The organism is Streptomyces sp. WMMC500, from assembly GCF_027497195.1.
Lineage (GTDB): Bacteria > Actinomycetota > Actinomycetes > Streptomycetales > Streptomycetaceae > Streptomyces.
The window spans coordinates 3514014-3526707 of the sequence record NZ_CP114905.1; the positions used below are offsets into that span (position 1 = coordinate 3514014).

General features: G+C 73.5%; 11 protein-coding genes and 1 pseudogene. 5 read left to right on the forward strand and 7 right to left on the reverse strand.

What is annotated here, in order from left to right; all coding sequences use genetic code 11:
- Positions 1 to 141: 141 nt before the first annotated feature.
- Complete coding sequence (locus O7599_RS14645; RefSeq protein WP_281622602.1) at positions 142 to 1848, reverse strand: glycerol-3-phosphate dehydrogenase/oxidase; 1707 nt, start codon at positions 1846 to 1848, stop codon at positions 142 to 144.
- Between the two features lie 284 nt (positions 1849 to 2132).
- On the opposite strand from O7599_RS14645, the gene O7599_RS14650 reads away from it, so the two are divergent.
- From O7599_RS14650 to O7599_RS14660, 3 genes are all read left to right on the forward strand, one after another.
- Positions 2133 to 3410, forward strand: coding sequence for a nucleotide sugar dehydrogenase (locus tag O7599_RS14650; protein WP_281622603.1), 1278 nt, complete (start codon positions 2133 to 2135; stop codon positions 3408 to 3410).
- Between the two features lie 119 nt (positions 3411 to 3529).
- Positions 3530 to 3982 carry a hypothetical protein gene (locus O7599_RS14655; protein ID WP_281622604.1) on the forward strand — a complete coding sequence of 151 codons (453 nt, stop codon included), beginning with the start codon at positions 3530 to 3532 and terminating at the stop codon, positions 3980 to 3982.
- A gap of 114 nt (positions 3983 to 4096) precedes the next feature.
- A complete protein-coding gene (locus O7599_RS14660; protein WP_281622605.1) occupies positions 4097 to 4627 on the forward strand; it encodes a hypothetical protein in 531 nt (176 codons plus the stop codon).
- Positions 4628 to 4753: 126 nt separating this feature from the next.
- On the opposite strand, the gene O7599_RS14665 is transcribed toward O7599_RS14660, so the two are convergent.
- The 5 genes and pseudogenes from O7599_RS14665 to O7599_RS14685 form a co-directional block, all read right to left on the reverse strand.
- Positions 4754 to 5176 (reverse strand): hypothetical protein, encoded by a 423-nt coding sequence (locus O7599_RS14665; RefSeq protein WP_281623389.1) that lies wholly within the window; start codon positions 5174 to 5176, stop codon positions 4754 to 4756.
- 447 nt (positions 5177 to 5623) lie between these two features.
- Entirely contained in the window at positions 5624 to 6739 is a 1116-nt protein-coding gene (locus O7599_RS14670) for a GuaB3 family IMP dehydrogenase-related protein (RefSeq protein ID WP_281622606.1), read from the reverse strand.
- 54 nt (positions 6740 to 6793) lie between these two features.
- On the reverse strand, positions 6794 to 8299 hold the full coding sequence (gene guaB / locus O7599_RS14675; protein WP_281622607.1) for an IMP dehydrogenase: 1506 nt from the start codon (positions 8297 to 8299) through the stop codon (positions 6794 to 6796).
- 232 nt (positions 8300 to 8531) lie between these two features.
- Positions 8532 to 9113: pseudogene (locus O7599_RS14680) on the reverse strand (sigma-70 family RNA polymerase sigma factor); the annotation flags it as partial.
- A gap of 301 nt (positions 9114 to 9414) precedes the next feature.
- The gene (locus tag O7599_RS14685; RefSeq protein ID WP_026276081.1) at positions 9415 to 10026 is read right to left on the reverse strand and encodes a response regulator transcription factor; all 612 of its coding nucleotides are present in this window, start codon (positions 10024 to 10026) and stop codon (positions 9415 to 9417) included.
- 422 nt (positions 10027 to 10448) lie between these two features.
- Here O7599_RS14685 and O7599_RS14690 point away from each other — a divergent pair, with 422 nt between their 5' ends.
- Positions 10449 to 10808, forward strand: a complete 360-nt coding sequence (locus O7599_RS14690; protein ID WP_281622609.1) for a WhiB family transcriptional regulator — start codon at positions 10449 to 10451, stop codon at positions 10806 to 10808.
- A 73-nt stretch (positions 10809 to 10881) separates the two neighbouring features.
- Here O7599_RS14690 and O7599_RS14695 read toward each other — a convergent pair whose 3' ends face one another.
- The gene (locus tag O7599_RS14695; RefSeq protein WP_281622610.1) at positions 10882 to 11847 is read right to left on the reverse strand and encodes a LysR family transcriptional regulator; all 966 of its coding nucleotides are present in this window, start codon (positions 11845 to 11847) and stop codon (positions 10882 to 10884) included.
- 88 nt (positions 11848 to 11935) lie between these two features.
- On the opposite strand from O7599_RS14695, the gene O7599_RS14700 reads away from it, so the two are divergent.
- On the forward strand, positions 11936 to 12604 hold the full coding sequence (locus O7599_RS14700) for an MOSC domain-containing protein (protein ID WP_281622611.1): 669 nt from the start codon (positions 11936 to 11938) through the stop codon (positions 12602 to 12604).
- The last annotated feature ends 90 nt before the right edge of the window (positions 12605 to 12694 follow it).

A 12694-nucleotide genomic window follows, 5' to 3' on the forward strand; every position in this document is an offset into this window, starting at 1 on the left:
CGGCAGGACCTCCATTGTGTCTTATCGCACGGACACCCCTGTCCGCCGGGCGAGGTTTGCGGTGATCGATCTTCCTCTGTACGCGGCCCGGTCCGCGGCGTTCACGTCGCCCAACCCCCTGACCCGCACGCTTACATGCACCTACAAGGGCACGATCTCCGGTGCCCCCAGCCGCGCCGCGTCCGCCGTCTGGTCGTCCGGCTGCCGCTGCGACTCGCGCTCCGCCTCGACCCGCTTCTCGTAGTGCGCGACCTCGCGCTCGATCTGGTCCCGGTCCCAGCCGAGCACCGGCGCCATCAACTCGGCGACCTCGGCGGCGCACTGCGTGCCGCGGTCGAAGGTCTCTATGGAGATCCGGGTACGCCGCGTCATCACGTCGTCGAGGTGGCGCGCGCCCTCGTGGGAGGCCGCGTACACGACCTCCGCGCGCAGGTAGTCGTCCGCGCCGGTGAGCGGCTGGCCCAGCGACGGGTCCCGTTCGATCAGCTCCAGCACCTCCTCCGACAGCGACCCGAACCGGTTCAGCAGGTGCTCGACCCGCGCGACGTGCACCCCCGTGCGCGCCGCGGTCCGCGCCCGCGCGTTCCACAGCGCCTGGTACCCCTCCGCGCCCAGCAGCCGCACCGTCTCCGTGACGCACGGCCCGACGCGCTGGTCGAGCCCGTGCACGGCCTCGTCGACGGCGTCCTCGGCCATGACGCGGTACGTCGTGTACTTGCCGCCCGCGACCACGACGAGCCCGGGCACCGGGTGCGCCACGGTGTGCTCGCGCGACAGTTTGCTGGTCGCGTCCGACTCGCCGGCGAGCAGCGGGCGCAGCCCCGCGTACACCCCTTCGACGTCGTCTCTTGTCAGCGGCACCGCGAGGACGGAGTTGACGTGCTCCAGCAGGTAGTCGATGTCGGCGGAGGAGGCCGCCGGGTGGGCCTTGTCGAGGTCCCAGTCGGTGTCCGTGGTGCCGATGATCCAGTGCCGGCCCCAGGGGATGACGAACAGCACGCTCTTCTCGGTGCGCAGGATGAGGCCGGTGGCGGAGTGGATGCGGTCCTTCGGCACGACGAGGTGGATGCCCTTCGACGCCCGCACGTGGAACTGCCCGCGCTCGCCGACCATCGCCTGCGTCTCGTCCGTCCACACCCCGGTGGCGTTGACGACCTGCCGCGCCCGTACCTCGAACTCCCCGCCCTGCTCCAGGTCGTGCACCCGCGCGCCGACGACGCGCTCGCCCTCGCGCAGGAAGCCGACGACCCGCGCGCGGTTGGCGACGTGGGCCCCGTACTGCGCGGCGGTGCGCACGAGCGTGGCGACATAGCGCGCGTCGTCGACCTGCGCGTCGTAGTACTGCAGGGCGCCCACGAGCGCGTCCTTGCGCAGGCAGGGCGCGACGCGCAGGGCGTGCGAGCGCGTGAGGTGGCGGTGGGTGGGCATGCCGCGGCCGTGTCCGCGGGAGAGGGACATGGTGTCGTACAGCAGCACGCCGGAGCCCGCGTACGCCCGCTCCCAGGCGTGGTGCTTGAGGGGATAGAGGAACGGCACCGGCTTGACCAGGTGCGGCGCCAGGCGCTCGGTGAGCAGCCCGCGCTCCTTCAGCGCCTCGCGGACGAGCGTGAAGTCCAGCATCTCCAGGTAGCGCAGCCCGCCGTGGATGAGCTTGCTCGACCGGCTCGACGTGCCCGACGCCCAGTCGCGCGCCTCGACCAGTCCGGTGGCCAGCCCGCGGGTGGCCGCGTCCAGCGCGGTGCCCGCGCCGACCACGCCGGCGCCGACGACCAGCACGTCCAGCTCGCGTTCGGCCATCTGTGCGAGGGCTGCGCCGCGCTCGGCCGGCCCCAGTACCGCTGTCTTCACGGATGCCTCCTGTCCTGTCGCCCGTTGCGGCAGTCCACGTGCCCACGTCCGATTCTGTCCGCACCCGCGCCGTACAGCCACCGTGCGGCCCGGGCGGAGCGAGTTCCCAGCCCTCTCCCAGCCCCTTCGCGGCCCCCGCGCGGTACCCGCCATGCCGCCGCGCCACGGGTTCCGCAAATCGCCCAATACTGAATAACAGTCATATATGCCCGTAGCCTGACAAGAGCTTCTGCCCACCCCGGACGCAGCCCCCGGGGACCGTCGGGAAGGAACGCCCCGCAGCCATGCCCGCAGACGTCGCCGTCATCGGACTCGGCCACCACGGCCTGCCGCTCGCCCAGGCCGCGGCGGCGGCCGGGTTCTCCGTCGTCGGATACGACCCCGACCCGCGCGCCGTCGACGCCCTCGCCGCCGGCCGCCCGCCGGTCGGCGGCTCGCTGACGGCGGCCGAGGTGCGCAGGCTCCTGACCACCGGCTTCCGCGCCTCCGCGGACCCCGCGGACCTCGGCGGCGCCCGTACCGCCGTGATCTGCGTACCCACCCCGCTCGCCGAGGACGGCGCGCTCGACCTCGGCCCGGTCGCCGAGGCGGCGCGCGAGCTGGCGCGGCACCTCAAGCCCCGCACCACGGTGCTGCTGGAGTCCGCCGCGTACCCCGGGAGCACCGAGGACCTCCTGCGGCCCCTCCTGCAACAGGGCTCCGGGCTGCGCGCCGGACGCGACTTCCACCTGGCGTACTCCCCCGGCCCCCTCGACCCGGCCGACACCGCCCCGGCGCCGAAGGTCGTCGGCGGGCTCACCCCGGCGTGCACGGAGGCGGCGGTGGCGTTCTACGGGCGCCTCGCGCAGCGGGTCGTACGGGCCCGGGGGCCGCGCGAGGCGGAGACCGTGCGGCTGCTGGAGGGCAACGTACGGCACGTGAACTTCGCGCTCGTCAACGAGCTGACGTGGTTCTGCCACGACCGGGGCATCGACCTGTGGGACGTCGTCCGCTGCGCCGAGACCCGGCCCTTCGGCACCGCCCCCGGCTTCCGCCCGGGCCCCGGCGTCGGCGGTCACGGGGTGCCCGTCGACCCGGGCCGCGTCCCCGTCCGCGTCCCGCATCCGGGCGGCAGGACCGCGCCCGGCTTCGACCACCCGCTGCGGATGGTGGACCTCGCCCGCGAGGTCAACGGCCGGATGCCGCGGTACGTCGTCCAGCGCTGCGCGCAGCTCCTCAACGAGCACGGCAAGTCCGCCCGCGGCGCCCGCGTGCTGCTCCTCGGCGTCACGTACGAACCGGACGTCGCCGACCTGGAGCGCACCCCGGCGAGCGACGTCGCGGCCCGGCTGACGGAGCTGGGGGCCCGGGTGGGGTTCCACGACCCGTACGTCACCGCGTGGCACGTGCTGGGCCGGCCGGTGCCGCGGACGGCGGCGCCGTACGAGGCGGCGGCGGACGCGGACCTGACGGTGCTGCTGCAGCCGCACCGGACGTACGACCTCCAGGCGCTCTCGGTGAAGGCGCAGCTCCTCCTGGACACCCGGGGAGCCGTGCCCCCAGGGGCGGCACACCGGCTCTGAGCGCGCCGCGCACGGCCCCCGGTCCCGGGCGCGGCGGCGCGTCAACACGGCGCGGGTCACCCCCTCTCCAGGGTGCCGAAACCGGAGGTTCGCCCGCCGAACTGCTACCGTTCGGCCGTATGGGTGATGCGGTGATGACGACGGCCGACAGCCGCCCGAGGCTGCTGCAGGCGCTCGCCGTCGGCGCCGCCGCCACCGCGGCGGGAGCGCTGGTCCTGGGGCTGACGCAGGGCCTCGTGGGCGAACGCGGCCTGGAGCTCGGCTACTGGGCGCTGGCCCTCGGCCTCCTCGTCGGCGCGGCCGTGGGCCGCGCGGGCGAACACGCCCGCGGCTCGGCGCTCCTGGCGATCCCCCTGGCGGTCGCCGGCGTCGTCCTCACGCAGCTCGCGGCGAGCGCCGTCCACCTCGGCACGGCCGACGTGGTCGCGGCCTACGACTTCTGGCGCGGCGAGGTGCTGGGGAAGAACGACATGACGTTCTATCTGGTGGCCGCGGCTGAAGCGTTCCTGGTCAGCCAGCGTGTGTCCGAAGTTCGCAACAACATGTCGCAGTCACGTCACGACTCCCCTTGAGGGCTTGTTGTCGGGCACCGCTCAACTGCTAGCGTGCCGCGGGTTGTCCCACTGACCGCGCCCACCACACTGTCCCCGGGCACGGCAGACCCATCCATCCGGGGGGAAGTACCCATGTCCCAGCCGTATCAGCAGCAGCCAGGTCCCGGCGCTCCGGGCCAGCAGCCCTTCGGCGGCCAGCCGCCGTACGCGCAGCAGCCGCCGGCCCGCACCGGCAACGCCGGCCTCGCCGTGGGCGTCGCCATCGTCGCCGCGATCGTGGCGACGGCGATCTACGCCTTCATCCTCAAGTCCCTGTTCGACGAGCAGACCGGCGAAGTCACGAAGATCAGCTACGCCTCGATCCTGGTCGGCGCGCTCATCGGCGCGGCGATCGGCAAGCTCGGCGGCCGGAACGTCGGCCTCTGGGTCCTCGGCGCCGTCCTGTCCATCGCCGCCGTCTTCATGGGCGAGATGTACGGCTACGCCATGATCTTCAGCGAGGTGTCGGACGGTCAGCTCGGCTCGGCGACCGAGATCCTCACCGACCACTTCGGTGACATGTTCAAGGGCTGGCGCGAGGACATGGGCGCCATGGCCTGGATCTTCATGGCCCTCGCCCCCCTCGCCGCCTACGGCACGGCGTCGCGTCTCGGCAACCGCTGACGGCGCACCCCGCCACTGCACGGTGACCAGGGGCCGGGCCCCGCGCGTGACGCGCGGGGCCCGGCCCTTGTCGTGCCCCAGCCTCAGGCGACCGCACGGGACACCGTTCCCCCACACGCCCGCGCCTCACGGCCGTCGCACGGACAGGCCGCCAAGTCGCCCGTGCAGCAGCAGGTAGAAGACGTACAGCGACTCCTTGCCGCCCTTCCCGCGGTCGTAGCGCCGCAGGGCCCGCCCGAGGGGGTTCCACACCCGCCCGTCCGGCATCCGTACGCCGACGGGCTGCTCGAAGTAGTCGCGCTGCCGGTCGTCGAGGTCGACCCAACTCCCGCCGCCGGCCCGGACCATGACCTCGCCCACGTACGCCCCGACCCCCCGCAGCGCCCGCGCCACGGCCCGCTCGTCGGCGCCCCGCCCGGGCCCCTGTCCGGCCCGCAGCCCGGCCACGATCCGGTCCGCCACGCGCAGGCTCTCCACGGAGTAGTCCAACGGCAACCGCCGCTGCCCTCGCAGCCACTCGGCCACCACCCCCTCCACGTACCGGCTCATCCCCGCCGCCGCGGGTAACGCGTCGCCGGCATGCCCCATGGGAATCCCCTCCACGTTGATCGGTTGCGCCCTCATCTGAACAGCGCCGGGACCCCGCAGGAACGTCACACCCGCACCGCGTGACACTTCCCACACGAAGAGTCACCACAAAGGTCTGGACAACTCCCCGACCTGCCAGGGTCGGCAAAAGGCCGGCAGACAAGGAGGACGAGTCCGACTTGGGGTGAATGTCCGCGCGCTTGCGGTCGTCCCGCGCCGGGCGTTAGTCAGGGCGGACCGGATCGCCCGCCCGCCGCAGAGAGTTCGCCGATGCGAGGAGCGGGGCGCCCCCGGGCCGTACGAGAACCGGAAGGCCCGGGCCGCCGGGGGCGGTTCGAGAGCGCACCCCCCGGCCCCGCGGGACTGCCCTCCCGTCCGGGGCCGGGGCGGTGCTCGTCTCGCGCCGGCTCAGCGGGAGCGGGCCACCGTCACCTCGACGCGCTGGAACTCCTTCAGCTCGGAGTACCCCGTCGTCGCCATCGCCCGGCGCAGGGCGCCGAAGAAGTTCATCGACCCGTCCGGCGTGTGGGAGGGGCCCAGCAGGACCTCCTCCGTCGTCCCCACCGCGCCCAGGTTCATCACCTTGCCCCGGGGCACGTCCTCGTGGACCGCCTCCATCCCCCAGTGGTGCCCGCGCCCCGGCGCGTCCGTCGCGCGGGCCAGGGGCGAGCCCATCATCACCGCGTCCGCCCCGCACGCCACCGCCTTCGGCAGGTCGCCGGACCAGCCGACGCCGCCGTCCGCGATCACGTGCACGTAGCGCCCGCCGGACTCGTCCATGTAGTCCCGCCGCGCCGCGGCGACATCGGCCACCGCCGTCGCCATCGGCACCTGGATGCCCAGCACGTTGCGCGTCGTGTGCGCCGCGCCGCCGCCGAAGCCGACGAGCACGCCCGCCGCGCCCGTACGCATCAGGTGCAGCGCCGCCGTGTACGTCGCGCAGCCGCCGACGATCACCGGCACGTCCAGCTCGTAGATGAACTGCTTGAGGTTCAGCGGCTCGGCGGCCGACGAGACGTGCTCGGCGGAGACCGTCGTCCCGCGGATGACGAAGATGTCCACCCCGGCGTCCACGACCGCCTTGGAGAACTGCGCCGTCCGCTGCGGCGACAGCGCCGCCGCCGTGACCACGCCGGACTCGCGGACCTCCGCCAGCCGCCGGCCGATCAGCTCCTCCTTGATCGGCTCGTCGTAGATCTGCTGCATGCGCCGCGTCGCGTCGTGCTCGTCCAGGTCCGCGATCTCGGCGAGCAGCGGCTCCGGGTCCTCGTAACGGGTCCACAGCCCTTCGAGGTTGAGCACGCCGAGGCCGCCGAAGCGCCCGATCCTTATGGCCGCCTCCGGCGACACGACGGAGTCCATCGGGGCGGCGAGGAAGGGCAGCTCGAAGCGGTAGGCGTCGATCTGCCAGGCGATCGAGACCTCCTTCGGATCCCGGGTGCGCCGGCTCGGCACGATGGCGATGTCGTCGAACGCGTACGCCTTGCGCCCGCGCTTGCCCCGGCCGATCTCGATCTCAGTCACGGATTGCTGCCCTTTCCAGACGGTTGCCGCCCCAGTATCCCCCGGCCGGTCCGGTCAGCCCTTGCGGGAGTAGTTCGGGGCCTCGGTCGTCATCTGGATGTCGTGCGGGTGGCTCTCCTTCAGGCCCGCGGAGGTGATGCGGACGAAGCGCCCGCGGTCCTTCATCTCCGGGACGGTGCGCCCGCCGACGTAGAACATCGACTGCTTCAGCCCGCCGATGAGCTGGTGCACCACGGAGGCGAGGGGGCCGCGGTACGGGACCTGGCCCTCGATGCCCTCGGCGATGAGCTGGTCGTCGCTCTTGACCTCTTCCTGGAAGTAGCGGTCCTTGGAGTACGACTTGGTGCCGCCGCGCGACTGCATCGCGCCCAGCGAGCCCATCCCGCGGTACGACTTGAACTGCTTGCCGTTGATGAACAGCAGCTCGCCCGGCGACTCCTCGCAGCCCGCCAGCAGGCTGCCGAGCATCACGGTGTCGGCGCCGGCGACCAGCGCCTTGGCGATGTCGCCGCTGTACTGCAGGCCGCCGTCGCCGATGACCGGCACCCCGGCGTCGCGGGCCGCGAGCGCGGCCTCGTAGATCGCGGTGACCTGCGGGACGCCGACGCCGGCGACGACGCGGGTCGTACAGATGGAGCCGGGGCCGACGCCGACCTTGATGCCGTCGACGCCCGCGTCGACGAGCGCCTGGGCGGCGTCGCGGGTGGCGACGTTGCCGGCGACGACGTCGACGGGCGCGTTCGACTTGATCTTCGCGGCCATGTCGGCGACGAGCCGCGAGTGGCCGTGCGCGGTGTCCACCACGATGAAGTCGACACCCGCCTCGACGAGCGCCTGCGCCCGCTCGTACGCGTCGCCCGCGACGCCGACGGCCGCGCCGACGATCAGCCGGCCCTCCCCGTCCTTGGCGGCGTTCGGGTACTTCTCGGCCTTGACGAAGTCCTTGACCGTGATGAGGCCCTTCAGCACGTCGCGCTCGTCGACCAGCGGCAGCTTCTCGATCTTGTGCCGGCGCAGCAGCTCCATGGCCTCCGCGCCGGAGATCCCGACCCGCCCGGTGACCAGCGGCATCGGCGTCATGATCGACCGGACCTCGACGCTGCGGTCGGGCTCGAAGGCCATGTCCCGGTTGGTGACGATGCCGACGAGCTTGCCGTCACCGTCGGTCACGGGTACGCCGCTGATCCGGAACCGGCCGCAGAGCGCGTCCGCCTCGGCGAGGGTGGCGTCCGGCCGGATGGTGATCGGATCGGCGACCATGCCGGACTCGGAGCGCTTGACCTGGTCGACCTTCTTGGCCTGGTCCTCGATGGAGAGGTTGCGGTGCAGCACGCCGACGCCGCCCTGCCGGGCCATGGCGATGGCCATCCGGGACTCGGTGACCCGGTCCATGGCGGCGGAGAGCAGCGGGATGTTCACCCTGACGTTCCGCGACACCCGGCTGGCGGTGTCGATCTCGCCCGGGGCCATGTCGGCGGCGCCGGGCAGCAGCAGCACGTCGTCGAAGGTGAGCCCGATGGTGGCGAACTTGTCAGGGACGTCGGCGGCGCGCTCTGTCATGACACCCTTCCGGTGGGTCTTGCCCGATGGGACTGACCATGGTAACGGCGCGCCGGACTGTCCCGTAACGGGGCTGGTGGCCGGTGTACGCGGGTACCAAGCCCGGAAGCGGAAGGACCTTCGGGCCGGCAGGGGGCTGCTCTCCGTACGCCGTACGCCACCCGTGCCGTACGGCCTGCGCGAGGGCCCGTACGGCCCGTACGCCCCGCTCCTACTGCCGCGCCAGCGCCCGCAGCCTGCTCAGCGCCCGGTGCTGCGCCACCCGGACCGCGCCCGGGGTCATCCCGAGCATCTGCCCCGTCTCCTCCGCGCTGAAGCCCGCCGCCACCCGCAGCAGCAGCAGCTCCCGCTGGTTCGCCGGCAGGCTCGCCAGGAGCTGCTTCGCCCACTCCGCGTCGCTGCTCAGCAGCGCCTGTTCCTCCGGTCCCAGCGAGTCGTCCGGCCGCTCGGGCATCTCGTCGGAGGGGACGGCGGTGGAGCCGGGGCCGCGCATCGCGGCGCGCTGGAGGTCCGCGACCTTGTGCGCGGCGATGGCGAAGACGAACGCCTCGAAGGGGCGACCCGTGTCGCGGTAGCGCGGGAGCGCGCAGAGCACCCCGATGCAGACCTCCTGCGCGAGATCGTCGACGAAGTGCCGTGCGTCGCCCGGCAACCGGTGCAGCCGCGTGCGAACATAGCGGAGCGCCAGGGGGTGCACGTGGGCCAGCAGGTCGTGCGTCGCGCGCTCGTCCCCTTCGGCCGCGAGCCGGACGAGTCCCCTGATCTCGACCGGCCTTTCGGCCGTCTGGGAAACAGTGGTCTCGTTGCCGCGCATCCGTCCATGGTGCCTCGCCCCCGGACGTTCCGCGGTGTCGCGGCCGTCGTTGTAGACCGAAGCGTTATGCGCAACTGCGCGGACGCTCACCACGCGCGCCCTCCCTTCGCTGCCCCCGTGCGGGATTCCGCTGTGCCCGATGCGCGTCGTTCCGGAGAACCCATGCCTCAAGCATGCGCCTTCGGGCGCGAAACCGGGCCGCCCCGTGGCCCGCGGCCCCCGTCCGCGGGCCCGCCGCCGCGTGCGGGGCGGGTGTGCCGGCCCGGGGCGCGGGGCCCCGGTGCGGCGGACGCACGGCAGGTCAGCGTACGAGACCCCAGCGGAAACCGAGCGCCACGGCGTGCGCCCGGTCGGAGGCGCCGAGCTTTTTGAAAAGCCGGCGCGCGTGGGTCTTCACGGTGTCCTCCGAGAGGAACAGCTCGCGGCCGATCTCGGCGTTGGACCGCCCGTGGCTCATGCCTTCGAGCACCTGGATCTCGCGCGCCGTGAGCGTCGGCGCGGCCCCCATCTCGGTGGAGCGCAGCCGCCGGGGGGCGAGCCGCCACGTCGGGTCGGCGAGGGCCTGCGTGACGGTGGCCCGCAGCTCGGCCCGGGAGGCGTCCTTGTGCAGATAGCCGCGGGCGCCGGCGGCGACGGCGAGGGCCACGCCGTCCAGGTCCTCGGCCACGGTCAGCATGATGATCCGTGCCCCCGGGTCGGCGGAGAGCAGCCGGCGCACGGTCTCGACGCCGCCGAGACCGGGCATCCGTACGTCCATCAGAATCAGGTCCGAACGATCGGCACCCCAGCGGCGGAGCACTTCCTCGCCGTTAGCCGCCGTCGTCACGCGCTCGACGCCGGGCACGGTCGCAACCGCGCGGCGCAGCGCCTCTCGGGCGAGTGGGGAGTCGTCGCAGACGAGGACGGAAGTCATGGCCGCCCTCCGGAGCTGATGCGCGTCACCTTGAGCCTCCAGGGCTGGTACGTATCGTCACCTTCGGCGGTCGACCGCCCGTCGGACGCGCCCGGGACGGCGCGCTCGCGGTCAACCGCTTCCGCACTCTCAACGACGGTCACCCGAAAGAGTTACGGGGGCTCCCGGCACCTGTTGCAACGGCTGTCGCCACGGGACCGGGGCCACACACGTCGCCACCCTACGTGAGGAACCGGTTACCGAGAAGGAGGTGCCGCGCCGTGCCGCGCCGCGCCGCACTGTCACCCGAATGCACCTATTCACCCCTCTCTGATCAGCTATTTTCTCTTTTTCCCTATGAGTACTATTTACATCCGGTAAGCCCGGAGAGGTAGTGTCGCGACCGTTAAGGGTCTTCCGTGGCGCTTCCAAGGTGATACAAAATGGCTGATTTCTCCCGCCTGCCGGGCCCGAACGCCGACCTGTGGGACTGGCAGCTCGTCGCAGCGTGCCGCGGTGTCGACAGCTCGTTGTTCTTTCACCCGGAAGGGGAGCGGGGCGCCGCCCGGAGCGCACGGGAAGCATCCGCCAAAGAGGTGTGCATGCGCTGCCCCGTACGCGCGGAGTGCGCGGCGCACGCGCTGGCGGTTCGTGAGCCGTACGGCGTGTGGGGCGGTCTGACGGAGGACGAGCGCGAGGAGTTGCTGGGGCGGGCGCGGCACCGGGCGCCGGCCTCGGGGACGGCGTCTCCGGCTCAGGCGCCCCCACCCACGACGGCGCCGACGCCGACACAGCACACGTGAGGCCGCGCACCCGAGACCGCACCCTTCAGGCGCGCACCTGCGGCCCGCGCACCGGTGTCCGGGCGCCGGCGGCCTACGCGACCGGCTGGTCCGCCGCGGCCTCTGCGGCCGTCGCCAGGCGGTCGAGCATCGCCGCCACCGCCGGCACCCGGGCCAGGTCCGGCAGCGTCAGCGCGACCACCTCCCGCCGCGCTCCGGGGGTCAGCGGCACGGTGACCACCCCCCGCGGCGGCACCGCGCGTACCGCGAGCCCGGGCAGCACCGCGACCCCCAGCCCGGCGCGCACCAGTCCGACGACGGCGGGGTAGTCGTCGGTCGCGAAGTCGATACGGGGCGCGAAGCCGGCCCGTTCGCACAGCTCCACCAGGTGCCGGCGGCACCGCGGACAGCCCGCGATCACCGGCTCCGCGGCCAGCTCCGCCAGCTCGACCCGGCCCGCCGCGGCGGCGGGGTGGTCCTCCGGCACCAGGCACAGCAGCCGGTCGGCGAGCAGCGGCCGGATCACGAGCCCGTCCCAGCCGTCGACGGGACCACCGGCTCCCGCGGCCCCGTACTCCCCGGCCTCCGCACCGCCCGTACCCGCCGGCGGATAGTGGAACGCCAGCGCGATCTCGCACTCCCCCTCGCGCAGCATCTCCACCGACCGCGGCGGCTCCGCGTCCACCAGCGAGATCCGCGTCCCCGGGTGAGCCGCCCGCATCGCCGCCAGCGCACCCGGCACGATCGTGGAACTCCCGCTCGGGAACGACACCAGCCGCACCCGCCCGGCCCGCAGCCCGGCGAGCGCCGCGACCTCGTCCTCCGCCGCGGCCAGCCCGGCGAGGATGCCGCCCGCGTGCCGGACGAGCGCCTCCCCGGCCTCCGTCAGCCGCAGCTCGCGGCCGGCGCGCACGAGCAGCGGCGTGGCGGCCGTCTGCTCCAGCGCCTTCATCTGCTGGCTGACGGCGGGCTGGGTCAGGCCGAGTTCGCGGGCGGCGGCGGAGTACGAGCCGGTCGCGGCGACTGCCCGGAGGACGCGCAGGTGGCGGGCGTCGAACATGGCTCCACCCTAGGCGAGTCCCGCGCGCCGCCGGCCAAGGTCGAAAAGTCCGTTGGGCGTTGTCGGAGGGGCCGGTTACCGTCGAGGGATGCAGGTGCTCTCCGTCAACCTCGCCCGGCCGCAGACCGCCCCCGACATCACCGACGCCCCCGGCTTCGTCACCGGCATCGACAAGCGCCCGGCGGACGGTCCCGTGCGCGTCGAGGAGCCCGGCCCCAAGGGCGTCGGCGGCAGCGCCCTCGCCGGCGACGTCATCGGCGACCTGCGCCACCACGGCGGGACGCACCAGGCGGTGTACGCGTTCGCGCGCGAAGACCTCGACTTCTGGGGCGCCGAGCTCGGCCGCCCGCTGCCGAACGGCGTCTTCGGCGAGAACCTGACCACCTCCGGCGTCGACGTCTGCGGCGCGCGCATCGGCGAGCGCTGGCGGATCGGCCCCGACCTGGTGCTGGAGGTCGCCAGCTCCCGCATCCCCTGCCGCACGTTCGCCGGGTGGCTCGGCGAGCGAGGCTGGGTCAAGCGGTTCACGCAGGCGGCGCGGCCGGGAGCGTACCTGCGGGTGGTCGAGCCCGGGGAGATACGGGCCGGGGACGAGATCCGCGTCGTCCACCGCCCGGACCACGAGGTGACGGCGGCCTTCTGGTTCCGCGCGAACACCCTGGAGCGGGAGCTGCTGCCCCGGCTCCTCGCCGCGGGCGACGCGCTGCACCCGGAGTCCGTGGAGAAGGCGCGGAAGGCGGCGGCCCGCGCGTCGTGACGCCGCGGCTCTCCGGGCCGACCCGGAGGGCGGGCTCGGGGGCGCCTCCGGGACGTACCCGTGCGATTCCCGATACCCGCAGGACCCATG